Here is a 24,132-nt window from a genome sequence, read left to right as displayed (position 1 = left end):
ACTCTTAATAAGAAGGAGAATTTTCCATGAGTAATATTTATAAATATCTTTTTTATGCGACATTCGTTTTTTCAGCGTTCTTATTGTATGTAACGCTCTACTTGTTAAATGTCTTCTCTCCATTGTACGAAGGGACGGTAGTTTTGCTATCTTATGTTATTATAATGTTTCTGCTCGTATGCGTGGAAATGACTACGATACCAATAAAGAAGAATAAAGAGGAGAACAAGGATGATAAGGAAATATAGATTTTGCTTTTTTTGTATGTTCGTCTTCGGTCTTTTATCTGTGTATAATCCCACAGGTTTTGGCTCCCTCTTAAGTATAATATTGTCCCTTATAGCATTTCTTTTCTTTGCTATATTCCTTTACTATTTTATTAGAGTTAAGTTGATAGCTCTTTCTCTTATTATAAAGGATATAAGAAATAAGATGAGGTAAATATGTTACATATAAATAGTAGGGTCTCCCTTTGTGAGTCATACATATTATCAACCTCCTTAATGAAGACTTGTTATTGGGCTTGTATACTATCTCAATTTTTTATATTTATTTTATTGGTTTTAATCTTTAACATCTCAGGACTTTTACTAGTTTTGGCTGTGGTCTTAGAAATTTTAATCGCCAATAAATTTATATCTAAGCTGAGTGAACTATATAATAGAATTCAGCCCATCCTTGCTATACGCGAGCAATTACTCTTCCTGCTCGAATCTAACAACCTATTTATATCTTCTTCTGACGGAGGTGTAATCCGTTCGGTTGTTCTTGACTTTTCTATAAATGAGGAATATATAGGTGTTTATGCTCATGTTTTGGGTGATAATTTCTCTAATAAGGTTTCAGAGTTAGATGTATATTTGAGTGCATGCTTGAATTTAAACTTAGAAGAGAAAATAAAGACTGCTAGTTGTGTTAAGTACACATTCCGAAGATATCCTGAAAGAAGAATCTCTTGGGAGGACACCCTACAAACTACAGAGATAACGATTACTGCCGATAAGAATTGCTGCTGGCGGCTAGGAGCTCCGCCCCACGTGCTTATAGCAGGATCGACGAGGTCAGGAAAAACGGTGATGATAGAGAACCTTGTGGCTCAATACTTAATTTTAGGGTCTGACATAAAATTACTAGATCCGAAAAAAGGCGACTTGAGTTGGCTAGTTGGTAAGAAGCTAGAAGATAGATTAAGTTATAAGGTAGTATATAATTCTCCATTCCAGATTGCTGGTGCTTTAAGAGAGGCTGTTGAAGAAATGAATAGACGCTTTCAGATTATGGCAGATAACCCAGATATATATGTTTCCAAGGGGAAGGTTTTGTCTTGGGCTGATGTTAAGGGGAACTATCCTCTGGTAATTGTGCTTGATGAGGGAATTGCTTTCAGAACAGAGGCAGAAACGACTAAAGAAGGGAAAAAAGCCTATGAAGAGGCAATGTCAAATCTTGGGAGTCTCTTGGTAAAATCACGCCAAGCTTCAATAGAGGTGATAGTCGGTTTACAGAGGGCTTCAAGTGACTTTATTCCCACTTATATGAGACAAAATTTTGGAGTATCTCTTTTATTAGGGGCAACTACGGCTGATTCTGACTCCTGTCGTATGATGTTTTCAAGTCAAGAGATTGATTATAAGACTTGTGGTATTGGCGAAGGATATTGCCAAATAGATGGGGTGCTTCCTAGGCCTAAGTTTGTAGAGACACCGTTCAAGTCTGATGAACTAGACTTTGAGGCATATTTTGATGAAGCTTGTGATAGGTATATGAGGATGCGAAATGAACGAAATTAGTGTTGTTGTCAAGTTATCGAATGGCAGTTTAATGGGTGCTACTGAATGTGATGAGAATCCTTATAAAGCATTGTTAAAAGTTTTACAAGTAGTCCATATGTAAATTGTAGATGAATTAGAATAATGTAAGGTGGTATTTGAAATGCTGTTGAAGCATATTTGCGAGGTATGTGAAAAAAGTAAAATCATTGATTCAGATTTAGCTTTTGATAAAGGATGGGAATATCCTCCAATAATGGGTAGTTTTAGGATTTTATTCCCTAGAATTTGCCCTAATTGTACGATTGAAAAAACTGTGTGGTGGGCATTAGCTATGGAGGGTAAGTCTCTTGAAGATTTATCAAAAAGGCAAATAGAGGTATTAACGAGGATAAACAATGAACCGTTGAGTATTTTACCAAACTCAGATGACGGTCTTTTGGACTAGCGAAATAGGGACGATTGCCCAGGGGGCATAATCGAGCGGAGCGCTCATCTTTTCGCTAGTCCAAAAGAGCCCACCGACTGCTTTGCAGGAGGTCAGAAAAAACAGCCCCAGTACTAACTAGGGGGGGATATCCTCCATGAAATGGTGCCTGAAGCCTTGATACAGTAAGGCGTGGGGCTTGTTGGTTACTGATTCATAGAAATTTGACAAAAGCCCTTGTTCTATAAGGTTTTTGGGCGACTTGTTGAGTAGGATACGATTTTAACATAGAAATGGAGTAAAAAATATGACTTATAACATGACGGATACAAACATCAAAATTGGGGCACTTGACTTGGATATGTCCCAGTTTGATATTCCAAAGAAATTCGTTATTTTATCGGCGAGAGTTAATAATAAATATAACGAAGTGAATGGGGAAAAAGTTAAAACTGAGGAAGTATCAAAAATCAGTTGTACTGCTCTTGATTTTGACAAAGTGAAAGTTTTAACAGACATGGGAATCTCAACGGATGATTTAAAGGCTATTAACTTAGAAATTGTTGGTAATGTAGATAAAATTGCAAAAATTGCTCAGAGTGAGGCTCTATTGAATGTTCCTGTAGAACTAGTTCAGCCAAAGGTAAGACTGGCTTGGAATATTTCACGAGGTAACTGGGCAGGTGTTAAACTTGTCTGTGAGGATATTAAAATACTAGGATAGGAGTATATTCCTATGAATACAGTTAGAATTGATTATTTTGCTGTAACAGTTAAGGATGTTTCGCCAGAAAAAGTTCTGACTGACATCCTTTTGATTCCTCTTGAAAGCTTTACCTTGAATGATTGGGGGCTGAATAAGTATAAGCAACACTATTCATGTTCAGAAATTAAGGTGTATTTTAATGCCGATAGGCCTTCTATGGGAGTATTCATCGAATTGAAGGGGCAAGGGTGTCGCCAATATGAGGAATTTATGGAGGGGAATGTTAATAACTGGATTGCCCTAATTACTCGTTTATATCAGTATAATGTTAATTTCACTCGTTTAGATATTGCACATGATATATTTGATGGTACTTTAGACGTACAACGAATATATGACTATTGCAAAAAAGGGTTATGTATTTCTAAGGCAAAGCATTTTGAGTATCATGAGAAATCAGTTTTAGATACTGGGGAGTGTGTAGGAGAAACAGTTGCGATAGGTTCACGAGGTAATCAGCAGTGGTGTATATATAATAAACGCATGGAGCGACTTGGTAAGCAAGAGCTTGTAGAAGTTCCGTCTTGGACTCGCGCAGAGCTTAGATGTTGGCAGGAAAAGGCTAATATAATTGCAGAGCAGTTATTTTTAAAACGTCCTTTATCGTCAATCTATTTTGAGGCTATCAACGGTCATTATCGTTTTATTCGCCCAAATGCGACAGATAGTAATCGTTGGAGAAGAAAAAAAGTTAAGTGGTGGGTAAGCTACCTAGGGACAGAAAATCAGACGGTTCTTAGTATTACAAGGGCTAAAACGACACTACGGCAGTCTGAAGTTTGGACAGAGAAACAGGTTGCGAAAACATTAGCAAAAGTCTATATTGCAAAGTATCAGGCTTATGATGTTCAAAAGGCGGAAGATTATATTCAAAATTTACTCAAAGAGGGACTTTCAAGACTAACTGATAATGATGAAAAGGATATAGAACAATATATAAGAGAACAGAATAGTTCCCAACTTTGGGGAACCGATGGAAGGAGTGACTGATATATGGCAGATACTATATCAAATAAGGATTTGATTTCAATGGGTTATAGGCCATCAACAGCTAATGCTATTATTCATCAGGCGAGAGAATTACTTGTATCACGAGGCTATACATTTTATAATCGTAAACGTTTGATGGTTGTTCCAAAAAGTGTTGTGAAAGAGTTGTTGGGAATGGACTTGTGAAATGGCTTATATCGAGTATAAACAGCGTGGAAAGAAGAGGCTTTGGTCGTTCTCTATACGTGAGAGGAGCAAGAGCCTACTCCATAAAAGCGGATTTAAAACAAAACGAGAAGCTAAAATAGAAGCTGAGAAGGTGCTTCATAAGATAAACACAGGAAGTGTTTTGCGCTTTAATATGACTTTACCAGAACTTTATCAAGAATGGCTTGATTTAAAAATTTTTCCTAGTAGTAGAAGTGAAGTCACAAAAAAGAAATATCTCATGAGAAAAAATGTTATTAAAAGGCTATTTGGGGATAAACCTGTATCACAAATTAAGCCTAGCGAGTATCAAAAAATCATGAATGAATATGGTAAAAGTGTTTCAAGAAATTTTCTGGGTAGATTGAATTCTGGAATTCGTGCAAGTATACAGATGGCTATTGCTGATAAAGTGGTAATAGAAGATTTTACTGCTTATGTAGATTTATTTTCATCTAAGAGTGGACAAAAGATTGACGAGAAATATTTACATACAGAATCGGATTATCAAAAAGTATTAGTGTATTTAAAAAATAAGTTTGATTATCAGAAATCTATTGTACCGTATGTAATTTATTTCCTTTTTAAAACTGGCATGCGTTTCTCTGAATTGATCGCTTTGACTTGGAATGAAGTTGACGAGGTTGGAGAGCAATTAAAAACTTATCGTCGTTACAATACCGCTATTCATAAGTTTACTCCACCTAAAAACAATACTTCAATAAGATTAGTTCCCATTACTTCAGATATGCTTTCTTTATTGAAAACATTGAAAATATTACAACTAAAAACAAACAAAGAATTAAATATTGACAATAAAAATAATTTGATTTTCCAGCATTTTGGCTATGCCTACGATGTTCCAGATATTGCAACAGTCAATAAGGCTATAAAAGTAATGTTGAAGGAATTGCAAATTTCTCCATTGATTACTACTAAAGGAGCTAGACACACTTATGGTAGTTATTTATGGCATAATAATATTGATTTGGGAGTTATTGCGAAAATTTTAGGACACAAAGATATCTCTATGCTGGTTGAAGTTTATGGTCACACATTGGAGGAAAAAATTAGTGAGGAATTTATGGCTGTGAAAAGTTTGTTGTAAAAACACGGCAAATTGCACGACAATTTTTAAAAGGAAAGCAAAAAAAGCCCTATATTATAAGACTTTTCCTGTTGTATTTAGATGCCCCCTACAGGGATCGAACCTGTGACCCACGGATTAAGAGTCCGCTGCTCTGCCAGCTGAGCTAAGGAGGCAAAGAAAAAAGCTGTATTGGTGCCGAAACTTCACGGTTTGTATTGAACCCGCGCAATTAAGCAGGTGGGCAACTCGCTCTAACTGAAGCTGTTTCCGTGTGAGACGGCCTACATGCTGTTAGAAGACTTTTGTTTCCCTAATAATACAAAAAATAGTCGGTCAACACTTAAGTGTGAAGTCGTACACCACAGCGTTTCTATGTTTATATGATACCACTTTTTCAAAAAAAATCAAGAGGAAAGTGCAATTTTTTGAAAAGGATTTCAGATTTTTCGCAAACGGTCGATAGCTTCCTTTCTTTGAGCCAAAGCCCGTTCATATTTACCAGTATCTTCTGCTTGGAAATAGTGATGATTGCGAATTTTTTCTGGCAGATAGTCTTGCTTGACCCAATTTCCAGGATAGTTGTGTGGATAGAGATAGTCTTGGGCATTCCCTAGTTCCTTGCTTCCACTGTAGTGCCCATCACGCAGGTGTCGCGGAATAGGCAAGTGCCCTGATGTTCTGAGGTCAGCAAGTGCCTTATCCATAGCTACATAGGCTGAGTTGGATTTTGGAGAAAGGGCCAAATCAATGACGACATTGGCAATGAGAATGCGGGCTTCTGGGAACCCAATCCTTTGTGCAGCATCCAGAGCAGTCACGGTGTGAATTTGGGCTTCAGGATTGGCCAAGCCGATATCTTCATAGGCGATAACGGTCAAGCGACGCGCGAGACTAGGTAGATCACCTGCCTCAATCAAGCGGGCAGCATAGTGGAGACTGGCATCCACATCCGAGCCACGGATGGACTTTTGCAGAGCTGATAGGACATCATAGTGTCCATCTCCATCCTTATCCATGGTAATGTAGCTTCGCTGCAGGCTATTTTCCATGATGTCTAGAGTGATGTGGCGGATGCCCTTATCATTCTCAGGGGTAGAGAGAACAGCCAAGTCCAGTGAGTTGAAGGCAGAACGCAGGTCTCCGTTTGTAGAGGTGGCAATGAAGTCCAGCGCATCATCATCTAGTTCTACTGGAAAATCAAAACAACGCTCAGGGTTACTTAGAGCTATCTGCAGGGCCTCTTTGACGTCTTGGTTAGACAGAGGTTCCAACTCAAAAATTTGAACACGGCTACGAATGGCAGGAGTGACAGAAAAGAAAGGATTTTCAGTCGTAGCGCCAATCATGATGACAAGACCACTTTCCAAGAGTGGAAGAAGAAAGTCTTGTTTGGTCTTATCTAGTCGATGAATCTCGTCTAGTAATAGGACGAGACCACCAGAGAATTTAGCCTCTTCCGCGATTTCTTGGAGTCTTTTTTTACTATCTACTGTCGCATTGAAAGTTCGAAAGGCATACTTAGTAGTCCCAGCGATGGCTGAGGCAATACTGGTTTTGCCGATTCCCGGAGGGCCATAGAGAATCATGGAGGACAGGCGGTTGGCTTCTACCATGCGGCGGATGATTTTTCCAGGTCCGACCAGATGTTCCTGACCGATGACCTGGTCGATGGTTTTAGGGCGCATGCGAAGCGCGAGATTGTCTGGCATAGCAGTCCTTTCTAACGTGGATTTTCTGATGTATATGTGGTAAGATGGTAGTATCTATTTTAGCATATTTCCGAGCAATCGGGGCGATTTAAGAGTCGCATAGAAAGAGGACAAAATGGCAACATATGGATTTTTAGATGTTTTAGAGGAAGAGTTGGAGAAGAACTTTCCCTTTGACTTTGAGATTAGTTGGGACAAGCGTAACCACGCGGTTGAAGTGAGTTTTCTATTGGAAGCGCAAAATGCTGCAGGTGTGGAGATGGTAGATGAAGACGGAGAAGTTTCGTCAGATGACATTCTCTTTGAAGAAGCAGTGCTTTTTTACAATCCTACCAAGTCAACAGTCAATGAGGAAGACTATTTGACGGTTATCCCTTACCTGCCTAAAAAAGGTTTTTCTCGTGAATTTTTAGCTTATTTTGCGCTATTCCTTAAAGATACTGCCGAGGTTGGGCTGGATGCCCTCATGGACTTTTTGGAAGACCCAGAAGCAGAAGAATTCGTCATGGAATGGAACCAAGAAGTCTTTGAAGAAGGAAAAGTTGGCTTGGAAGAAGGAGAATTTTATCCTTATCCGAGATACTAGGAGTTGGTTGGAGATTTTATGAAGAAAATTGGGATTTATTTGGTTTATGTGCTAGCTGTTGTTTTTATTATGATAGCTTTTGCTTGTGGAACAATCGCATTTGCAGAGCTGGGATATTCCGCAGTTTTAGTCTTTACTTTTGGTTATGGCTTCGCTCTTCTAAGTATGTATTTAATCTTTATTCTTCATGAGCTGGGACATGCTTTTTGTGGCTACTTGACAGGCTATCGGCTGGTGGCTTTTGGGTTAGGACATTTTATTTTGACCAAAAAGTTAGGCAGGTTTCATCTTAGTAGAACAGCCATTCTGAAAAATGTTGGTGCTCAATACATTGGTTTAAAAGAGGATGAAAGTGATCAAAGAATCATCCTGATGCTTTCAGGAGGCTTGATGGTTCATATCAGCTTGATATTATTGGCGATAGTGTTTGGATTTTTGACAAGAAGCTGGTATTTTGCAGGGACTTGGATTTTTCTTAATTTGTCTTTCTTCCTAAATAACATTTTGCCAGTCGGCATCACCGATGGCGCAAAAATTTGGGAATTGCTACAACATCCTGAAAATACGAAATACGCCTACCTGATGTTGAGGCATTCAGCCTAGACCTTGCTAGCTCCTCAAGAATATGATTTAAAAGACTTTATCATGTCTGTTGATGAGGATGTGAGAGGGAGTTTTGCAGAAAGTGTTCAGACTCTTCAGGGGTTGGTATTCATATTGGATGATAATATTGAGCTTGCAAAGCAACAGTTTCAGTCTGTGCTAGAGAAAACAGATAATCCAATGTCTAAAACTAGTTCTCAAATATACCTTCTTCAAGTTGCTCTGATGGAAGGAGATAATAAGAAAGCGGAAGAATATGCAAGTATTCGAGGGGTCAAATCCTTTTTATCTATAAAAACAGCAGATATGCAGGTCATTCAAGCTTGGTATCAATTTAAGGTAAAGAAAGATGTAGTTCAAACTCACAAGGCTATGAAGATTGCTAGACAGAAAATGAATAGCAGCCGGATGTTACGGGATGAGAAAATCTATTATCAAAACTGGTTAGCCGAGCTGGAAAAGGAATTAACCGAAGGAGTCTAATATGGAAATAGAGATTTCTGATTTCACAGGCTGTAAGATTGCTTTGTTTTGTGGGGATAAGCTCTTGACCATCTTACGCGATGATAAGGCAAGCATTCCCTGGCCCAATATGTGGGAATTTCCAGGCGGTGGGCGAGAGGAGGATGAAAGTCCTTTTGAGTGCGCGGCGCGTGAAATTTATGAAGAGCTGGGAATTTATCTGACTGAGGATTGTCTGCTTTGGAGCAAGGTTTATCCAAGTATGCTCTATGAAGGTCGGCACTCTGTCTTTATGGTTGGTCAGCTAAGTCAAGAACAGTTTGACAATATCACCTTTGGTGATGAAGGACAGGGCTATCAGCTGATGAATGTTGAGGAATTTCTTACTTCCAGTCAAGTTGTACCTCAGTTACAAGAGAGATTAAAAGATTATTTAAAAGTAAGTGATTAGAAAGGATGGTTCGGTTAAATTTCTAAACTGAACCCGCCCTAAACACTGTGCCAAAAAGATAAACTTCTCTTAGACACAAGCGTCTTCAGAGAATTTCCTATTTTGGCTTTGTGTTTTACGGGCTTGGTATCTTAAATATGGAAACATGGCAAGAGTTAAAAGTTACAGTCAAGCGTGAAGGAGAGGAATTGGTTTCCAATCTCTTGATTGAGCTGGGGGCGCAAGGTGTTGCGATTGAAGATAGCATGGACTATGTGGGGAATGTGGATCGTTTTGGCGAGATTTTCCCAGAGGTCGAGCAACAGGAAGAAATCGTAGTGACAGCCTACTATCCGGAAACGGTTGATGTAGCAACGGTTGAGGCAGACTTGCAGGCCCGTCTAGCGGAACTAACTGATTTTATGGACTTGGGAGAGGTCAAGATGGGGACGACTGCCTTGGCTGAGGAAGACTGGGCAGACAACTGGAAGAAATACTATGAACCTGCTCGCATCACCCATGACTTGACTATCGTGCCGTCTTGGACAGAATACGAGGCGACTGCGGGAGAAAAAATTATCAAGCTAGATCCAGGAATGGCTTTTGGGACTGGGACGCATCCAACGACCAAAATGAGCCTTTTTGCCTTGGAGCAGGTTCTTCGTGGTGGGGAAACAGTGCTAGATGTGGGGACTGGATCAGGCGTTCTCTCTATTGCTAGCTCGCTACTTGGTGCTAAGGAAATTTTCGCTTACGACCTGGATGATGTAGCAGTTCGAGTTGCTCAGGAAAATATTGAGCTAAACCCTGGTATGGAAAACATCCATGTAGCAGCAGGAGACTTGCTTAAGGGAGTTGAGATTGAGGCAGATGTGATTGTAGCTAATATCTTGGCGGATATCCTCGTTCATCTGACGGATGATGCTTATCGCTTGGTCAAGGATGAGGGCTACCTCATCATGAGTGGAATTATTAAGGACAAGTGGGATATGGTGCGCGAGTCGGCTGAGTCAGCTGGATTTTTCCTCGAAACTCACATGATTCAAGGGGAATGGAATGCCTGTGTCTTTAAGAAAACCAAGGATATTTCCGGTGTGATTGGAGGCTAGCATGCAACAGTATTTTGTCAAAGGCATTGCTATCTCTCCTGTCACCATCGAGGACAAGGAAACCAGCAAGCATATGTTTCAGGTTATGCGCTTGAAAGAAGATGATGAGGTGACCTTAGTCTTTGATGATGGAATTAAGCGTTTGGCGCGCGTGCTGGATGTGGAAACTCGTCAGTTTGAGTTAGTTGAAGAGTTAGCTGACAATGTGGAACTACCAGTCCAAGTGACCATCGCATCCGGCTTTCCTAAGGGGGACAAGCTGGAGTTTATCACTCAAAAAGTAACCGAGTTGGGTGCCAGACAAATCTGGGCCTTTCCTGCCGATTGGTCCGTTGCCAAGTGGGATGACAAGAAATTGGGTAAAAAGGTTGAAAAACTAGAAAAAATTGCCCTTGGAGCAGCAGAGCAAAGCAAGCGTAATCTAGTACCGAGTGTCACACTTTTCGAGAAAAAAGCAGCCTTTCTAGCTCAATTGGACCAATTTGACCGCGTCGTAGTGGCATATGAAGAGTCGGCCAAAGAAGGAGAAGCCGCTGCGCTTTTACAAGCAGTCGCTGGTCTTGAAAAAGGAGCCAAACTGCTCTTTATCTTTGGTCCAGAAGGTGGTCTGTCACCTGCAGAAATCGAAAGTTTTGAAGCAAAAGGAGCAGTCTTGGCAGGACTTGGTCCTCGCATCTTGCGAGCAGAAACAGCACCGCTTTACGCTTTATCAGCCCTTAGTGTTTTATTAGAATTAGAGAAATAAGAGGAAGAAAATGGAACAAAAACACCGTTCAGAATTTCCAGAGAAGGAACTTTGGGATTTAACAGCCCTATACCAAGACCGTGAGGATTTCTTGCGTGCAATCGAGAAAGTTCGCGAAGACATCAACCAGTTTAGCCGTGATTACAAGGGTAATCTTCATACTTTTGAGGATTTTGAAAAGGCCTTTGCGGAATTGGAACAAATCTACATTCAGATGAGCCATATTGGTAACTATGGCTTTATGCCACAGACGACAGACTATAGCAATGACGAATTTGCCAACATTGCCCAAGCTGGGATGGAATTCGAAACAGATGCCAGCGTAGCCTTGACCTTCTTTGAAGATGCCTTGGTGGAAGCTGATGAGGAAGTCTTGGACCGTTTGGGTGAATTACCTCATTTGACGGCAGCTATTCGTCAGGCCAAAATCAAAAAAGCCCACTATCTAGGGGCAGACGTGGAGAAGGCTTTGACCAATCTCGGTGAAGTTTTCTACAGTCCGCAGGATATTTATACTAAGATGCGAGCTGGGGATTTTGAAATGGCTGACTTTGAAGCTCATGGCAAGACTTATAAAAACAGCTTTGTGACTTATGAGAATTTCTACCAAAACCACGAGGACGCTGAGGTTCGTGAGAAATCCTTCCGTTCCTTCTCAGAAGGTCTTCGTAAGCACCAAAATACGGCTGCAGCAGCCTATCTAGCTCAAGTCAAGTCTGAAAAAATCTTGGCAGATATGAAGGGCTACGACTCAGTCTTTGATTATCTTCTGGCTGAGCAAGAAGTGGACCGTGGAATGTTTGATCGTCAGATTGACCTCATCATGAAGGATTTTGCGCCCGTTGCCCAGAGATACCTCAAGCATGTTGCCAAGGTAAATGGTCTTGAAAAGATGAGCTTTGCAGACTGGAAATTGGATTTGGATAGTGCCCTCAATCCTCAAGTGACTATTGACGACGCCTATGATTTGGTCATGAAGTCAGTAGAACCTTTGGGGCAAGAATATTGTCAGGAAGTTGCTCGCTATCAAGAAGAGCGCTGGGTGGACTTTGCTGCCAATAGTGGCAAGGATTCTGGCGGTTATGCAGCGGACCCATATCGCGTGCATCCTTATGTTCTCATGAGCTGGACAGGCCGTTTGAGCGATGTCTATACCTTGATTCATGAAATCGGGCATTCTGGTCAATTCATCTTTTCAGACAATCACCAAAGCTATTTTAATGCCCACATGTCGACCTACTATGTTGAAGCACCGTCAACCTTCAATGAATTACTCCTCAGTGATTACTTGGAGCACCAATCTGACGACCCACGTCAAAAACGCTTCGCTCTGGCTCACCGCTTGACAGACACCTACTTCCATAACTTTATTACGCACCTCTTGGAAGCCGCCTTCCAGCGTAAGGTTTATACATTGATTGAAGAAGGGGAGACCTTTGGAGCAAGCAAACTCAATAGCATTATGAAGGAAGTCTTGACGGATTTCTGGGGAGATGCTATTGAAATTGACGATGATGCAGCTTTGACTTGGATGCGCCAAGCTCACTATTACATGGGCTTGTATAGCTACACTTACTCTGCTGGACTAGTCATCTCGACTGCAGGTTACCTCCATCTTAAAAACTCCGAAACTGGAGCTGAAGACTGGCTCAATCTCCTCAAATCAGGTGGTAGCAAGACACCACTTGAGTCAGCTATGATTATCGGTGCTGATATTTCAACAGACAAACCACTCCGTGATACCATCCAATTCTTGTCTGACACAGTTGACCAGATTATCGCCTACAGTGCCCAGTTGGGAGAGTAAATTAAAAGAGTCTGGGATAAAAGTCTAACCTTAAATATAAAAAGCGAACAAAACGAGTTATCTGACACTCAGAATTCTGTCTTGTTCGCTTTTTTTCTAATCTATCGATTTTAAAAATTTATAATAAAGAATTCCTAAAATCAAAATTTTTTGTCCTGGCCTCTTAAATTATCCCCAAAAGCTATCTTCTTCAGCTTGATCTGAAGAGAAGAGCCAAACTTCTTTGATTTTTCCGTCTTCAATACGGAAGAGGTCAATCCCATTCATATTGAGTTCAGTACCATCAGCACGTGTTCCAAGAAAAGTAACATTGGCTGCGATTAAATCCTTATTGTCAGAAACCCAATTTGTTACCACCTTAAAGGTTCCATTAGTTTTCTCAGCAAATGTAGCCAGGTGAGGTCCTAGCTTTTCCTTACCAACAACTGTACCAGATATACTATGAGTACCAGGTTGATGCCAGATAATATCGTCTGCCATCGTTTCAAAGACACCAGGAAAGTCACCAGCAATTAAAGCTTGGTTATAAGCATTGAAAATTTCTAAGTTTGTTGACATATCTATTCTCCATTTCTTTTTTATGATATAATTGTAACAGTTACAAACAAAAAAACAAGTAGATACTTTTTTGATAGCTAGTATCAAAAGTGGTACTATTATTGATACTAAAAGATAAATTTTTTTTTAAAAAATAGAAAGAAGATATTTTATGACAAATAAAGTGAGTGAGTATGGTATTTGTCCATTTGCGACAACGCAGAGGGTTTTAACGGGGAAATGGGCACTGGTAATCATTTATCAGTTGAGTACGGGTACCAAACGATTTAAAGAATTGCAGAGATTATTGCCTGGGATTACTCAAACTATTTTGACCCGTCATCTCCGTCAATTAGAAAAGGATAAGATTGTTCAACGAAAGGTCTATGCCGAAGTTCCACCACGAGTTGAGTACAGCTTAACCGAAATGGGGCAGGAATTCAGAGTTGTTTTAGATGCTGTCGAGAAATGGGGTCTAGATTATATCAAGTTGCTAGAAATGTAGAGGTATTGACCATGTATCAAGAGTTACTCAGAAAAATATCTGAAGAAAGACCAAGTTATCATCAGGAAGAAATCCAGTGGTTACTTGATCATTTGGGAGATCCTTCTCCAGAAATTCGCGATGACCTTGTTTTTACAAGCTTTGCTAGAGGAATTCAGGAAGAGTTATTTACACAGGGGCAATTTCATTTCATTGCTGAAGGGATTTCATCTGATGGAGGGTTAGATAAAGAGATTGATAAGGTAGGTCTGTCAACCCTTGAACGTTCTTTTAGGGCGCTTATTTATGCAAATCTCTTGTCTGCGGATGCCAACCAGCAATCGATTTTTTATCAGGGATTAAAAGCAGAAATTCGCAATGTCCTTTTAAATCAAGGCTTACACTATCTTTCAAAAGAAAAGGATACAACGGGTTTTTCAAGTCAGTATGGTTGGGTTCATGCTTTTGCACATGGAGCCGATTTACTGACAGAGGTGGTTTATCATCCAGACTTTCCTAAAAACAGAATTCATGAAGTATTTGAGATACTTGGCCAACTATTTAAAAGAATTACCATTCGCTTTACAGATGATGAGGATTGGCGTTTAGCCAGAGTGATTTATGAACCTATTTTACAAGGGAAGTTGGAGCAAGAGCAAGTAGCTTCTTGGATAAAAGATGTTGACTTTCCGATAGAAGAAAGGGAAGATTTTTACAAATTTTCCAACTTCAGATCCTGTCTGTTGGAAGTCTATGTCCAACTTGACCAGAGAAATAGTTTACAAGATGACTTGAAAGAAGCTATCCAGTCTTTTCAATACTAGGGATAAGCTAATATTGCCTATTGAGAGAGTTTCTATTGTGTCCTCCTAACTAATAATGAAAACTAATAAAAGAGGTTGAATCATTTTCCAACCTCTTTTTGTGTATATTAATGGAATTGCATACCACCATCAACGATAATGGTTTGTCCTGTAATGTAGTTTGAATCTGGCCCTGCAAGGAAGCTGACAGCAGCAGCCACATCTTCTGGTTCAGATAGGCGTTTTAGGGTAATATCTTTTGCAAATGTCTGCATACCCCACTCGTCATCTTTTCCTGCATTTTTACCAACTTCATGAGCGATATCGTACATCATTGGTGTTTTCACAATACCTGGTGCGTAGGCGTTAACAGTGATGCCCGAGTCAGCTAAATCACGTGCTAATGTTTGCGTAATTCCTCGAACAGCAAATTTTGTTCCACCATAAACAGTTAGATTTGGATTTCCGACAACACCAGCTTGAGAAGTTGCGTTGATAATTTTACCTCCGTGGCCAAGTGCTTTAAATTGCGCTTGTGCAGCTTGTGAACCCCAAATGACACCACCAACATTGATACCGAAAGTGCGTGTAAATTGTTCCTCAGTAATTGTATCAAGAGGAGTAGTTGGAGCAACACCAGCGTTATTTACGACAACATTCAAATCACCAAAATGGTCAACAACTTTTTGAAATGCTTGTGCAACTTCGGCCTGTTTCGAAACATCGGCTACGACAGCAAAGGCATTTTCAGCTGATAATTCGGCAACAGCTTTTTCAGCTGTTTCAGGATTGTAGTCTAAGACTCCTACCTTAAAGCCATCTTGAACCAATCGTTTTGCGATTGCAAAACCGATTCCTTGACCTGCACCTGTGACAATAGCAACTTTAGACATATGATTCCTCCTTAGTATCCACGATACCATTCAAACGGTCATAAAAGAACAGCAAAGTTGTAAAAATTAGTTCAAATTAGGGATTGAATAACATATCTGAACTATGTTAATAGTATATACCTTTAGAAAAAATGTTTCAAATAAACACTACCGTTTTTATAGAATTTTATCCTGAAAATTTCCAAACAATTTTCTTGAAACCCTTTCCCTCTTTTGATAGACTAGTATCTAGTTTTTGAAAAAAGGAGAAAGAAAATGAAAAAATTTGTTGCTGAATTAATCGGTACGTTCATGCTTGTGTTCGTTGGGACAGGAGCTGTTGTTTTTGGAAATGGTCTTGGTCACCTAGGGATTGCCTTTGCCTTTGGTCTGGCAATCGTAGTTGCAGCCTACTCAATCGGAACTGTTTCAGGTGCTCACTTGAACCCAGCTGTTTCGATTGCTATGTTTGTAAACAAACGTTTGTCATCAAAAGACCTTGTCAACTACATCCTAGGTCAGGTTGTTGGAGCTTTTATTGCTTCTGGCGTGGTATTCTTCCTCTTGGCAAATTCAGGTATGTCAACTGCTAGCCTTGGTGAAAATGCCTTGGCAAACGGTGTCACTGTCTTTGGTGGTTTCTTGTTTGAAGTCATCGCAACTTTCTTGTTTGTCTTGGTTATCATGACTGTGACATCAGTAAGCAAGGGCAATGGCGCGATTGCTGGTTTGGTAATCGGTTTGTCCTTGATGGCGATGATTCTTGTCGGATTGAACATTACTGGACTTTCAGTAAACCCAGCTCGTAGCTTGGCACCAGCTGTCTTGGTAGGTGGCGCATCCCTTCAACAAGTTTGGATTTTCATCCTTGCACCAATTGCTGGTGGAGTTCTTGCAGCCCTTGTTGCGAAAAACTTCCTTGGAACAGAAGAATAATTGAAACTCAAAAAGCCTTGCTCCTCATCTCGAGGAACAGGGCTTTTTCGTATGATACTCTTCGAAAATCTCTTCAAACCACGTCAGCTTCACCTTGCCGTATGTATGGTTACTGACTTCGTCAGTTTCATCTACAACCTCAAAGCAGTGATTTGAACAACCTGTGGCTAATTTTCTAGTTTGCTATTTGGTTTTCATTGAGTATGAGTTTAACGGTTGTCAATTTTCTCTGGATAAAGGTCGTGTTGGAAGAGGCGTTGTTCTGCCAAGCCTTCATACTTAGTTCCAGGTTTACCGTAGTTGTAGTAGGGGTCGATTGAAATGCCACCGCGCGGAGTGAATTTTCCCCAAACCTCCAAATAGCGAGGGTCTAGCAAGTTGACCAAGTCTTTCCCGATGGTGTTGATACAGTTTTCGTGGAAATCTCCATGGTTTCGGTAGCTAAAGAGGTAGAGTTTGAGGGATTTTGACTCAACACAGAGCTTGTCAGGAATGTAGGAAATATAGATAGTTGCAAAGTCTGGCTGAGCAGTGATTGGGCAAAGTGAGGTAAATTCAGGACAGTTAAATTTGATAAAATAGTCATTTTCTACATGACGATTGTCAAAGGATTCCAGGACTTCTGGTTGATATTCGAAAATGTAGTTGGTTTCTTTGTTGCCCAGTAGGCTTAGGTTTTTCATTTCTTCTTGTTGTGACATGATTTTTTCTTTCTAATCTTAAACACCACGTTGATTATCGTAGAGGAGGGTATGCAGTTGAGGAAGGACGCGGACATTGCCCCAGCTATCGTCGGCAGCGATACGTTCCCAGAGTTCTTTGAGACGGTCCAGTTGATCTTGGACAATATTGCCTGTAGTCTTGGGCTCAGGATTTCCTGCTGATAAGAAAAGAACATCTGGTTGGTAGCGTTCTTGTATGCCTCTGGCAAAGGCCAAATCTGCATCGTCAAAGACAGGGATTTTAAAGGTGACCTTGTCTGGATCCAGTTGGGAAACGATAAAGTCCAGGGTCTCAAAGTTGACTTCCATCTTGGATGAAGGAGGTTTGGGACTCAGGGTGACCTGGTCGATATCTTTTAACCAATTTTGCCAGCGGGAGCCTTGAGTCTCAACAGCCAGAGTGACACCACGTTCCTTGAGCTTGGTGACCAGTTCAGCCATGTTGGCTGCTAGGATAGCGGGATTTCCGCCAGACAGGGTAACGTAGTCGTAGCTCCCTAGTTTATCCAAGGCAGCAATGACCTCGTCAGCCGTCATGCGAGTTGGTTTTTCAGAACCATCCCAAGTAAAGGCAGAGTCACACCAGTCGCAGTGGTAGTCGCAACCTGCAGTGCGGACAAACATGGTTTTCTGCCCAATAGCACGACCTTCACCTTGAAAGGTAGGGCCAAAAATTTCCAGAACTGGTAGTTTGAGGACACGTTCCCTAGTCATCTAACCACTCCCGTCTAAACTCTGCAAAGGAAGTCGGAGTTTCATAGAGGCGAACGTATTCCAAACGAAGACCACGCTCATCAGGTAACTCTTGACTCATGGTTTGGAAAATCCAGTAAACCATATTTTCGGCAGTCGTGTTCATATAAGGCAGAGTTTCATTGAGATAGCGATGATCCAAGTGGGGTTCTAAGTAGTTCTTGTAGATAGCTTTGATATCTCCGAAATCGTAGGTCATGCCACGTTCATCTAAAAATCCACTGACAGCAATCTGCAGATGATAGGTGTGGCCGTGCAGGGATTTACATTTTCCCTCATAGTGAAAGAGGTGGTGGGCAGCATCAAAAGTAAATTCTTTTGATACCAAGGTTCTGTGAGGATTGTAGACAAGAGACTCCCCGGTTTCCTGTTTGATTTCTTTGGGTGCAAAAAACATTAGTCCTCTCCTTTCTGTGAGAGATAAACATCTAAACCATGTTGACGTAGGTGGCAGGCTGGGCACTCTTCACAGCCACTTCCGATAATCCCGTTGTAGCAGGTTAAGGTCTTTTCACGAACATAGTCAAAGGCACCGAGTTGGTCAGCTAATTCCCAAGTTTCAGCCTTGTCTAGCCACATGAGAGGTGTTTGGATAACAAAGTCGTAATCCATGGCAAGGTTGAGGGTAACATTGAGGGATTTGACAAAGACATCTCGACAATCGGGGTAGCCTGAGAAGTCTGTCTCGCAGACACCTGTCACGATATCTTTAATGCCTCGTTGCTTAGCAAGGACTGCCGCAAAGGATAGAAAGAGGTGGTTGCGACCGTCAACAAAGGTATTGGGAACCTCTCCCTCTTTTTGCTCAATCTCTAGATCAGAAGTCAGGGCATTTTCAGTGATTTGTCCCAGTAGAGACATATCTAGGATGTGATGACGAATCCCCTGTTCCTTAGCAATTTCTCTAGCGACTTGAATTTCGAGATGATGGCGTTGGCCGTAGGCAAAGGTAACGGCTTCGACCGTTTCATAGTGTTCTTTAGCCCAAAAGAGGCAGGTTGTAGAATCTTGACCGCCACTAAAGACGACCAATGCTGATTGACGTTTCATAGTACTCCTTCCAAAATGGGAAATGTTCAGAGCACGCAAAAAGCTCCCATGAGGGAGCTAAAAAATACCAAGTCAAGGTTTTTTTTAGCGATGGCGTGTCCCAAACATCGTAATATTCTATCTACAGTCTAGCATATTTTTTGAAAAATGGCAAAGGGCAAGAAAAAAGAGACCAAAGAAAGTACTTGGTCTCTCGTTTGATTAACTCAATTCAGCAACGATGGCCTTGATTTGTTCTGCAGTATGAACACCTGCAACTTGTTTCACCACTTGGCCGTCTTTTTTGAAGAGAAGTGTTGGAATAGACATGATTCCAAAAGCACGAGCTGTGTTTGGATTTTCATCAACGTCCATTTTAACGATTTTCAAGACATCTTCTGAAAGTTCTTCAGACAATTTGTCCAAGATTGGACCTTGCATACGACATGGACCACACCAAGTTGCCCAAAAGTCTACCAAGACCAAACCGTCTTTAGTTTCTTGTTCGAATGATGCATCTGTAATTGCTTTTGCCATTGTATTTCTCCTTTTTTAGTTATATTGGCTTAAATCTTGTTTCATGAGATAGAAGAAGACATCTCCATAAGTCCCATGGTAGTCCAAATCATGACCGTTGTATGTTAATTTTTGGACAGGATAGTAGTCTGCGACGCCGATAAGGCAAGCTTGTTGTGAACGGTCAAAATCTTCATAAGACTCGAAAGTCACAGTTCTTTCGTTCTTGCTGGCATCTAGATAGGTAATTTCAATCATGTTTAAAACTCCTTTGTTTAATGATGATTTTATTTTACTCCTTGTAAAAGAGAATGTCAAGAAAAATGATTGCGCACGCAACTTTTTTCAAAATCATCTTAAATCAAGAAATCCAAACCAGTTTCCAAACTTTCTTCAACAGCCTTTTGTAGAGAGGCCAGTGTCTTTTGCCCATCACTTGTCAGGCAGATAAAGCTAGAGCGTCGATCTTGATCACAACATCTGCGACTAAGTAGACCGCAATTTTTGGCTTCTAAGCGAGCCACCATCCGAGAAACAGCGCTCGGGCTCAGATGAAGTTTATCTGGCAGGTCAATCTGGCGTAGAGATTTTTCTTGAGCCAAGTCCAGATAGTAGAGCAGGTAGAACTCTTTCAAGGTCAGACTTTGCTCGCTCTGCTGGGCAATAGTCTCTTCCAAGAGACTTTCAATTTCTTTCTGACGCCGATTGAAGTCAAACCATTTTTCCAAGTAGGTCATAGTATCTCCTTTCTTTTTAGAGTTGTAAATAGAAGAATGTCCATTAACGGATAGTCTCCGCATCACAAGATGATTGCGCATGCAATAATTATACTACTTTTCAAGAAAGCTGGCAAGAAAGACGCAGGCATCTTTTATCCTAAATTATGCCTGTTTTCACAAGTCAAGAATTGTTTGTATCCCCTTTCCTCTCTAATTTTTAATGACTCTTGTGCATTTCCTTGAAATTTTCTGAAAAAAGAGTAAACTGGTATGCAAGAAGTCTATTTCGTGGAGTTTAGAATGAAATTATATGTTCAATTAATGATTCTCTTTGTGATTTCTCTAATCGGAGAGGGGATCTCTAGTTTCTTTCATCTGCCTATCCCAGGCAGTATTATCGGTTTGATTATTCTCTTTCTAGCCCTGCAATTTAAGTGGCTGAGAACCAGACATGTCAACATGGTTGGGAATTTCTTGCTGGCCAATATGACCATTCTCTTTTTGCCGCCAGCAGTGGGAATCATGGAAAAGTTTGATGTGATTGCTCCCTATCTCTTGCCCATCGTCTTGATTGTATTTTTTGCAGCTGTTATCAATATTATCCTCATAGCCTTGGTGGTTCAGTTTATCAAACGACGGTTTGAGGGAGATTATGAGAAAGGAGCTACCAAATGAGTGAATTTGTTTCCAATCCCCTGTTTGGGCTTGCCCTGTCTATCCTAGCTTATCTAGTAGGAATGCTGATTTACAGACGTTTTCCCCATCCATTGACAACGCCCTTGCTTTTGTCAGCTGTTTTCATTATCATCTTTCTAAAGGTGACAGGTATTTCTTACCAAGATTACTACCAAGGTGGGGTTTATCTGAACAACTTGATTGTCCCATCGACGGTGGCCTTGGGGATTCCGCTTTACAAGAGTTTTCACCTGATGAAGCACCATGCTCGGAGTATTCTCTTTGGTAGTTTGCTGGCGGTAGTGGTCAATACCTCTTTCACAGCCCTTGTGGCAAAAATATTTGGAATGGACTTTTTCCTAGCCATTTCTCTCTTTCCTAAGTCAGTAACAACCGCCATGGCAGTGGGAATAACAGAAAAATTGCAAGGTCTGACGACCGTGACCTTGGTGGTTGTAGTGGCGACTGGGATTTTAACCAGTGTCATCGGCCCAACCCTTTTGAAGTGGTTGAAAATTGACGACCCAGTAGCTGTTGGTCTTTCCCTTGGAGGAACAGGCCATGCAGTCGGAACAGGGACAGCCTTTCGATATGGCTCTGTAGCAGGAGCCATGGGTGGTTTGGCTATCGGTGTTACCGGTATTCTCTATGTCTTTGTCAGCCCTATTGTAGCCAGTTTAATATTGAGTTAAAAAAATTAACGGCAAAATTTCGAAATTTTAAAAATTTTTCAAAAAAATACTTGACAATCTACATGAGAAGATATACAATGAAGTCAGAGAAAACGGATACAAAATAATTTTTACTTAACAGTATATGAGATTTTTCTTTTCTATAAAAGAATTATACGTATAATTCTTTTTTAAAAAAGGAGGGAAAGCGATGCTTAATTTGACTGATGTTATCAAAGTTGTTAAAAAAGGTCACCTAGCCTCAGTACAGCAGCATCCAGATAAATGCCCAGGGCGTTATCGTTAGATTGCCTTGAGTTGCTTATGTAAAAGCGATAATTTATCACTTTACTATTATAATGATGAGGCTGAGGGGGATCCCCTCAGCCTTTTTAAAACGGGAGATAAGTTATGGAAACAATTTATTCTTTTTCTACAGATGATGTAGTTTATTTAAAAAATTTATATACAGGATCTATTTGTGAAATTGATGAGGAACTATTCAAGAAGTTATCTTTAAAAGAATTTCCTTACTTGATAAGTGAGATTGATAAACAAGTGCCCTTTATTCACTCTAAATGAATAGTAGAGGGAGGATGAATTATCACTATATATAGTTACAACTATGTCGTGTAACTTGACTTGCTCTTATTGTTTTGAGAATGATAAGGATAGGAAACCGTCCTTAAGTAGTGAGTATGACGGTAAAAAGATTGTGAATTTTATATTAGATGAACTCAATTTTAAGAAGTATAAATCTCTGGATATCTGTTTTACTGGTGGTGAACCATTATATAACTTTCAGTTTATACGAAATTTATGTGAAACTTTAGATGAGAAACTAGCTATTCCTATTTCGTATACTTTGATTACAAATGGAACGATATTCACAAATAAAATAATGTCTTTTCTTGACTGTCATAATTTCGCTATTCAAGTTTCTTTTGATGGTGATGAGCACTATCATAACCTAGAAAGATGCAATCGATTAGGGAAAGGAACTTATCATAGAATCATAAATAACTTGTCAGTTATGTTGGAAAAGTATAAAAATTTATCCATTCAAGCTAGAGTTAACATATCTAAAAGAAATTATATATCTATCCAGAAATTATTTTTAGATTTAAAAAAGTATACAGAATTTGAAAATTTTAATCTTTATTTTGATTTTGTAGCTGTACCTAACGATTCAATTCTATATATTGATAGTGAAACTAAAAAGAAGATTTGTCTAGATTTATTGCTGTTTTTATCAAAGGAAAATATACCGTATTATCATGATTTAAAAATAGGAGGGTACTGTATGTTCAAAAATCAAGATTCTCTTACAATTCATGCCAACGGTAACTTATATAAATGTTATTCATTAGTAGGGAATGAAAACTATCAGTTGGGAAGTATTGGTCAAGTTACTAATGAATTAACAGGTCTGGGAAGCATGTGCCCTTATAAAGATTGTGCTTATTATGAATTTTGTTATGGAGGTTGCCCATTTAATACATTTGTAAATAATGGGAAGATGGAACGCGATTGTCAGTTTGACTATTTAGAGTGGTTTCACAAGATTGTATTTTTAGATGAATTAGGATTATTGACAAAGGAGGATGTTGAAGGGACTATCCAACATATATCTGTTCATAAAATATATGTTGATAAAAATTTAACTATGGAGGCATGCAGATGAAAAGATTGTTATCCTATAACAATAAAGTGCTATTTCTAAAAAGCTTTATTTTGAATACCCTTGTTACTATACTAACTGTAGCTATTCCTTATATTAGTAAGTTATTTATTGACCATATTCTATCTCAGAAAGTTCATGCTATGATTGTTTACGGGGTGCTTTATGTAGGAATTTCTCTGTTTATTCAAGTTTTATATTATTTTTGTGATGTGCTTCAAGGAGAATCAGAATCGCATGTTTGGCAGAATATTTGCCAAAAAACTGCTGAAAATATCCAGCTCTATGATATGGTAGAGACAGAATTGTCTGAAGCTACCATTACACAAGAATTAGGGCAGACCTATGAGCTGTTAAAACGATTTTTTAACGAATATCCTGTTGCTCTTCTCCTGTACTTGATACGAGCACTTGTGATTATAGGGATTTTATGGAGTATTTCTCCTACTATTGCTGTGATGATAGGTATTTTGATACCTGTATTTATCTTTATTTCGCAGAAATATAGTGGACGACTATCTAAGCTTGGTTCCGATACAGTGAATTGTATGAAGGATATACGCGATTATCTAGTGGATAGCTATAAACTCATGCCTAGTATGCGATTTTCAGCTCATTCTAGCTTGATTGATTTCTCTCCCTTGGTGAAAAAATATATTTCATGTAAAAATAAGGAAGTGAGAATGACTTCTTTATTTGAAAATTTTCTTTCCTATGCATTTTTGAATTTTATGATTATGATGACGACGATTATATCAGGTTATCAGACTTATAAAGGTTGGATTACGATTGGTGATCTAATGGCTATCCAACTATATATTTCACAATTTTGGACACCTATTGAATACTTCCTTGATGTTTATAAGGAGTACTCGGGAAGTAAGAAAATTATCGAAAATTTTATCAATTTTTTGGAACCTGTTCAGACTTCGTATGAGTCTATTCCAATTTTAGAGATAGTCTTAGAAAAGTATGTTAGCTTGGGGAGAGATGGTGAAGAACTGCATGAGCCACTAACAACTCGTTTAGAAAAA

29 protein-coding genes, 1 tRNA gene and 1 pseudogene are annotated in these 24,132 nt (G+C 39.6%); 20 read left to right on the top strand and 11 right to left on the bottom strand.

The features are described 5' to 3' along the window. Nucleotides 1-443 precede the first annotated feature (443 nt). From SMSK597_RS10315 to SMSK597_RS10295, 6 genes are all read left to right on the top strand, one after another. Nucleotides 444-1,790, top strand: a complete 1,347-nt coding sequence (locus tag SMSK597_RS10315; protein ID WP_000902428.1) for an FtsK/SpoIIIE domain-containing protein — start codon at nt 444-446, stop codon at nt 1,788-1,790. A 142-nt stretch (nt 1,791-1,932) separates the two neighbouring features. Next, on the top strand, nt 1,933-2,217 hold the full coding sequence (locus tag SMSK597_RS0102960; RefSeq protein WP_000924764.1) for a hypothetical protein: 285 nt from the start codon (nt 1,933-1,935) through the stop codon (nt 2,215-2,217). Between the two features lie 286 nt (nt 2,218-2,503). After that, the gene (locus tag SMSK597_RS10310) at nt 2,504-2,920 is read left to right on the top strand and encodes a hypothetical protein (RefSeq protein WP_000221964.1); all 417 of its coding nucleotides are present in this window, start codon (nt 2,504-2,506) and stop codon (nt 2,918-2,920) included. Between the two features lie 12 nt (nt 2,921-2,932). Next, nucleotides 2,933-3,952, top strand: coding sequence for a replication initiation factor domain-containing protein (locus tag SMSK597_RS10305; RefSeq protein WP_001099064.1), 1,020 nt, complete (start codon nt 2,933-2,935; stop codon nt 3,950-3,952). Nucleotides 3,953-3,955: 3 nt separating this feature from the next. Beyond that, nucleotides 3,956-4,138 carry a DUF3173 domain-containing protein gene (locus SMSK597_RS10300; RefSeq protein ID WP_000785801.1) on the top strand — a complete coding sequence of 61 codons (183 nt, stop codon included), beginning with the start codon at nt 3,956-3,958 and terminating at the stop codon, nt 4,136-4,138. 1 nt (nt 4,139) lies between these two features. Then, on the top strand, nt 4,140-5,267 hold the full coding sequence (locus SMSK597_RS10295) for a site-specific integrase (RefSeq protein ID WP_000323400.1): 1,128 nt from the start codon (nt 4,140-4,142) through the stop codon (nt 5,265-5,267). Between the two features lie 82 nt (nt 5,268-5,349). On the opposite strand, the gene SMSK597_RS0102955 is transcribed toward SMSK597_RS10295, so the two are convergent. Next, nucleotides 5,350-5,422, bottom strand: a tRNA-Lys gene (locus SMSK597_RS0102955). Between the two features lie 264 nt (nt 5,423-5,686). Then, nucleotides 5,687-6,958: a replication-associated recombination protein A gene (locus tag SMSK597_RS10290; protein ID WP_001113193.1), complete on the bottom strand. Its 1,272-nt coding sequence runs from the start codon at nt 6,956-6,958 to the stop codon at nt 5,687-5,689. A gap of 115 nt (nt 6,959-7,073) precedes the next feature. On the opposite strand from SMSK597_RS10290, the gene SMSK597_RS10285 reads away from it, so the two are divergent. The 6 genes and pseudogenes from SMSK597_RS10285 (at nt 7,074) to pepF (ending at nt 12,700) form a co-directional block, all read left to right on the top strand. Then, nucleotides 7,074-7,544, top strand: a complete 471-nt coding sequence (locus SMSK597_RS10285) for a DUF3013 family protein (protein WP_000257125.1) — start codon at nt 7,074-7,076, stop codon at nt 7,542-7,544. Between the two features lie 18 nt (nt 7,545-7,562). Beyond that, nucleotides 7,563-8,630: pseudogene (locus SMSK597_RS10280) on the top strand (site-2 protease family protein). A gap of 1 nt (nt 8,631) precedes the next feature. Beyond that, a complete protein-coding gene (locus SMSK597_RS10275; RefSeq protein WP_000401990.1) occupies nt 8,632-9,060 on the top strand; it encodes an NUDIX hydrolase in 429 nt (142 codons plus the stop codon). A 137-nt stretch (nt 9,061-9,197) separates the two neighbouring features. Continuing rightward, nucleotides 9,198-10,148, top strand: coding sequence for a 50S ribosomal protein L11 methyltransferase (prmA, locus tag SMSK597_RS10270; protein WP_000451167.1), 951 nt, complete (start codon nt 9,198-9,200; stop codon nt 10,146-10,148). A 1-nt stretch (nt 10,149) separates the two neighbouring features. Continuing rightward, nucleotides 10,150-10,893 carry a 16S rRNA (uracil(1498)-N(3))-methyltransferase gene (locus SMSK597_RS10265; RefSeq protein WP_001188172.1) on the top strand — a complete coding sequence of 248 codons (744 nt, stop codon included), beginning with the start codon at nt 10,150-10,152 and terminating at the stop codon, nt 10,891-10,893. A gap of 10 nt (nt 10,894-10,903) precedes the next feature. Then, entirely contained in the window at nt 10,904-12,700 is a 1,797-nt protein-coding gene (gene pepF, locus SMSK597_RS10260) for an oligoendopeptidase F (RefSeq protein WP_000435607.1), read from the top strand. A gap of 168 nt (nt 12,701-12,868) precedes the next feature. Here the strand turns inward: pepF and SMSK597_RS10255 are convergent, their stop codons facing one another. Next, nucleotides 12,869-13,258 (bottom strand): nuclear transport factor 2 family protein, encoded by a 390-nt coding sequence (locus SMSK597_RS10255; RefSeq protein ID WP_000106198.1) that lies wholly within the window; start codon nt 13,256-13,258, stop codon nt 12,869-12,871. A gap of 151 nt (nt 13,259-13,409) precedes the next feature. Between SMSK597_RS10255 and SMSK597_RS10250 the strand changes: the two genes are divergently transcribed. Both SMSK597_RS10250 and SMSK597_RS10245 read left to right on the top strand, forming a co-directional pair. Next, the gene (locus tag SMSK597_RS10250) at nt 13,410-13,742 is read left to right on the top strand and encodes a winged helix-turn-helix transcriptional regulator (protein WP_000182730.1); all 333 of its coding nucleotides are present in this window, start codon (nt 13,410-13,412) and stop codon (nt 13,740-13,742) included. Between the two features lie 11 nt (nt 13,743-13,753). After that, a complete protein-coding gene (locus SMSK597_RS10245; RefSeq protein ID WP_000284158.1) occupies nt 13,754-14,545 on the top strand; it encodes a DUF2785 domain-containing protein in 792 nt (263 codons plus the stop codon). Between the two features lie 107 nt (nt 14,546-14,652). Here the strand turns inward: SMSK597_RS10245 and SMSK597_RS10240 are convergent, their stop codons facing one another. Then, nucleotides 14,653-15,417 carry a (S)-acetoin forming diacetyl reductase gene (locus SMSK597_RS10240; protein ID WP_000048147.1) on the bottom strand — a complete coding sequence of 255 codons (765 nt, stop codon included), beginning with the start codon at nt 15,415-15,417 and terminating at the stop codon, nt 14,653-14,655. Between the two features lie 255 nt (nt 15,418-15,672). On the opposite strand from SMSK597_RS10240, the gene SMSK597_RS10235 reads away from it, so the two are divergent. Next, entirely contained in the window at nt 15,673-16,332 is a 660-nt protein-coding gene (locus SMSK597_RS10235; RefSeq protein WP_000714856.1) for an MIP/aquaporin family protein, read from the top strand. A 209-nt stretch (nt 16,333-16,541) separates the two neighbouring features. Here the strand turns inward: SMSK597_RS10235 and queF are convergent, their stop codons facing one another. The 7 genes from queF to SMSK597_RS10200 all read right to left on the bottom strand — a co-directional run bounded on the left by queF (nt 16,542) and on the right by SMSK597_RS10200 (nt 20,089). After that, nucleotides 16,542-17,033 carry a preQ(1) synthase gene (gene queF / locus SMSK597_RS10230; RefSeq protein ID WP_000082587.1) on the bottom strand — a complete coding sequence of 164 codons (492 nt, stop codon included), beginning with the start codon at nt 17,031-17,033 and terminating at the stop codon, nt 16,542-16,544. An 18-nt stretch (nt 17,034-17,051) separates the two neighbouring features. Further along, complete coding sequence (gene queE / locus SMSK597_RS10225) at nt 17,052-17,768, bottom strand: 7-carboxy-7-deazaguanine synthase QueE (RefSeq protein WP_000196463.1); 717 nt, start codon at nt 17,766-17,768, stop codon at nt 17,052-17,054. Beyond that, the gene (gene queD / locus SMSK597_RS10220) at nt 17,761-18,204 is read right to left on the bottom strand and encodes a 6-carboxytetrahydropterin synthase QueD (protein WP_000464576.1); all 444 of its coding nucleotides are present in this window, start codon (nt 18,202-18,204) and stop codon (nt 17,761-17,763) included. Before queD ends, queE begins: the two co-directional genes overlap by 8 nt. Beyond that, nucleotides 18,204-18,857, bottom strand: coding sequence for a 7-cyano-7-deazaguanine synthase QueC (gene queC / locus SMSK597_RS10215; RefSeq protein ID WP_000828767.1), 654 nt, complete (start codon nt 18,855-18,857; stop codon nt 18,204-18,206). The genes queD and queC overlap by 1 nt, the downstream gene beginning before the upstream one ends. A 201-nt stretch (nt 18,858-19,058) precedes the next feature. Continuing rightward, nucleotides 19,059-19,373 (bottom strand): thioredoxin, encoded by a 315-nt coding sequence (gene trxA, locus SMSK597_RS10210; protein WP_001029574.1) that lies wholly within the window; start codon nt 19,371-19,373, stop codon nt 19,059-19,061. Nucleotides 19,374-19,388: 15 nt separating this feature from the next. After that, on the bottom strand, nt 19,389-19,610 hold the full coding sequence (locus SMSK597_RS10205; RefSeq protein WP_000570256.1) for a DUF4649 family protein: 222 nt from the start codon (nt 19,608-19,610) through the stop codon (nt 19,389-19,391). A gap of 98 nt (nt 19,611-19,708) precedes the next feature. Then, nucleotides 19,709-20,089, bottom strand: coding sequence for a MarR family winged helix-turn-helix transcriptional regulator (locus SMSK597_RS10200; protein WP_000221632.1), 381 nt, complete (start codon nt 20,087-20,089; stop codon nt 19,709-19,711). 282 nt (nt 20,090-20,371) lie between these two features. Between SMSK597_RS10200 and SMSK597_RS10195 the strand changes: the two genes are divergently transcribed. The 5 genes from SMSK597_RS10195 to SMSK597_RS0102935 all read left to right on the top strand — a co-directional run. Continuing rightward, entirely contained in the window at nt 20,372-20,746 is a 375-nt protein-coding gene (locus SMSK597_RS10195) for a CidA/LrgA family protein (protein ID WP_004238374.1), read from the top strand. Continuing rightward, nucleotides 20,743-21,438 (top strand): LrgB family protein, encoded by a 696-nt coding sequence (locus SMSK597_RS10190; RefSeq protein WP_001288952.1) that lies wholly within the window; start codon nt 20,743-20,745, stop codon nt 21,436-21,438. Before SMSK597_RS10195 ends, SMSK597_RS10190 begins: the two co-directional genes overlap by 4 nt. Before the next feature lie 390 nt (nt 21,439-21,828). After that, nucleotides 21,829-21,999, top strand: coding sequence for a hypothetical protein (locus SMSK597_RS13620; RefSeq protein ID WP_004238372.1), 171 nt, complete (start codon nt 21,829-21,831; stop codon nt 21,997-21,999). A 43-nt stretch (nt 22,000-22,042) separates the two neighbouring features. Further along, nucleotides 22,043-23,101 carry a radical SAM/SPASM domain-containing protein gene (locus SMSK597_RS10185; protein WP_004238371.1) on the top strand — a complete coding sequence of 353 codons (1,059 nt, stop codon included), beginning with the start codon at nt 22,043-22,045 and terminating at the stop codon, nt 23,099-23,101. Next, nucleotides 23,098-24,132: ABC transporter transmembrane domain-containing protein (locus SMSK597_RS0102935; RefSeq protein ID WP_000826207.1), on the top strand; the 1,035-nt coding region annotated here is incomplete at its 3' end. The genes SMSK597_RS10185 and SMSK597_RS0102935, both read left to right, overlap by 4 nt.

Origin of the sequence: Streptococcus mitis SK597, from assembly GCF_000148545.1 — a bacterium.
GTDB classification, from domain to species: Bacteria; Bacillota; Bacilli; order Lactobacillales; family Streptococcaceae; genus Streptococcus; species Streptococcus mitis_C.
The sequence above is the reverse complement of the archived record's forward strand: the minus strand, read 5'-3'. Positions and strand labels throughout refer to the sequence as shown.

Coding starts and splice junctions, on each gene's coding strand:
- SMSK597_RS10315 (WP_000902428.1), top strand. CDS start 444: ATGTTACATATAAATAGTAGGGTCTCCCTTTGTGAGTCATACATATTA.
- SMSK597_RS0102960 (WP_000924764.1), top strand. CDS start 1,933: ATGCTGTTGAAGCATATTTGCGAGGTATGTGAAAAAAGTAAAATCATT.
- SMSK597_RS10310 (WP_000221964.1), top strand. CDS start 2,504: ATGACTTATAACATGACGGATACAAACATCAAAATTGGGGCACTTGAC.
- SMSK597_RS10305 (WP_001099064.1), top strand. CDS start 2,933: ATGAATACAGTTAGAATTGATTATTTTGCTGTAACAGTTAAGGATGTT.
- SMSK597_RS10300 (WP_000785801.1), top strand. CDS start 3,956: ATGGCAGATACTATATCAAATAAGGATTTGATTTCAATGGGTTATAGG.
- SMSK597_RS10295 (WP_000323400.1), top strand. CDS start 4,140: ATGGCTTATATCGAGTATAAACAGCGTGGAAAGAAGAGGCTTTGGTCG.
- SMSK597_RS10290 (WP_001113193.1), bottom strand. CDS start 6,958: ATGCCAGACAATCTCGCGCTTCGCATGCGCCCTAAAACCATCGACCAG.
- SMSK597_RS10285 (WP_000257125.1), top strand. CDS start 7,074: ATGGCAACATATGGATTTTTAGATGTTTTAGAGGAAGAGTTGGAGAAG.
- SMSK597_RS10275 (WP_000401990.1), top strand. CDS start 8,632: ATGGAAATAGAGATTTCTGATTTCACAGGCTGTAAGATTGCTTTGTTT.
- prmA (WP_000451167.1), top strand. CDS start 9,198: ATGGAAACATGGCAAGAGTTAAAAGTTACAGTCAAGCGTGAAGGAGAG.
- SMSK597_RS10265 (WP_001188172.1), top strand. CDS start 10,150: ATGCAACAGTATTTTGTCAAAGGCATTGCTATCTCTCCTGTCACCATC.
- pepF (WP_000435607.1), top strand. CDS start 10,904: ATGGAACAAAAACACCGTTCAGAATTTCCAGAGAAGGAACTTTGGGAT.
- SMSK597_RS10255 (WP_000106198.1), bottom strand. CDS start 13,258: ATGTCAACAAACTTAGAAATTTTCAATGCTTATAACCAAGCTTTAATT.
- SMSK597_RS10250 (WP_000182730.1), top strand. CDS start 13,410: ATGACAAATAAAGTGAGTGAGTATGGTATTTGTCCATTTGCGACAACG.
- SMSK597_RS10245 (WP_000284158.1), top strand. CDS start 13,754: ATGTATCAAGAGTTACTCAGAAAAATATCTGAAGAAAGACCAAGTTAT.
- SMSK597_RS10240 (WP_000048147.1), bottom strand. CDS start 15,417: ATGTCTAAAGTTGCTATTGTCACAGGTGCAGGTCAAGGAATCGGTTTT.
- SMSK597_RS10235 (WP_000714856.1), top strand. CDS start 15,673: ATGAAAAAATTTGTTGCTGAATTAATCGGTACGTTCATGCTTGTGTTC.
- queF (WP_000082587.1), bottom strand. CDS start 17,033: ATGTCACAACAAGAAGAAATGAAAAACCTAAGCCTACTGGGCAACAAA.
- queE (WP_000196463.1), bottom strand. CDS start 17,768: ATGACTAGGGAACGTGTCCTCAAACTACCAGTTCTGGAAATTTTTGGC.
- queD (WP_000464576.1), bottom strand. CDS start 18,204: ATGTTTTTTGCACCCAAAGAAATCAAACAGGAAACCGGGGAGTCTCTT.
- queC (WP_000828767.1), bottom strand. CDS start 18,857: ATGAAACGTCAATCAGCATTGGTCGTCTTTAGTGGCGGTCAAGATTCT.
- trxA (WP_001029574.1), bottom strand. CDS start 19,373: ATGGCAAAAGCAATTACAGATGCATCATTCGAACAAGAAACTAAAGAC.
- SMSK597_RS10205 (WP_000570256.1), bottom strand. CDS start 19,610: ATGATTGAAATTACCTATCTAGATGCCAGCAAGAACGAAAGAACTGTG.
- SMSK597_RS10200 (WP_000221632.1), bottom strand. CDS start 20,089: ATGACCTACTTGGAAAAATGGTTTGACTTCAATCGGCGTCAGAAAGAA.
- SMSK597_RS10195 (WP_004238374.1), top strand. CDS start 20,372: ATGAAATTATATGTTCAATTAATGATTCTCTTTGTGATTTCTCTAATC.
- SMSK597_RS10190 (WP_001288952.1), top strand. CDS start 20,743: ATGAGTGAATTTGTTTCCAATCCCCTGTTTGGGCTTGCCCTGTCTATC.
- SMSK597_RS13620 (WP_004238372.1), top strand. CDS start 21,829: ATGGAAACAATTTATTCTTTTTCTACAGATGATGTAGTTTATTTAAAA.
- SMSK597_RS10185 (WP_004238371.1), top strand. CDS start 22,043: ATGTCGTGTAACTTGACTTGCTCTTATTGTTTTGAGAATGATAAGGAT.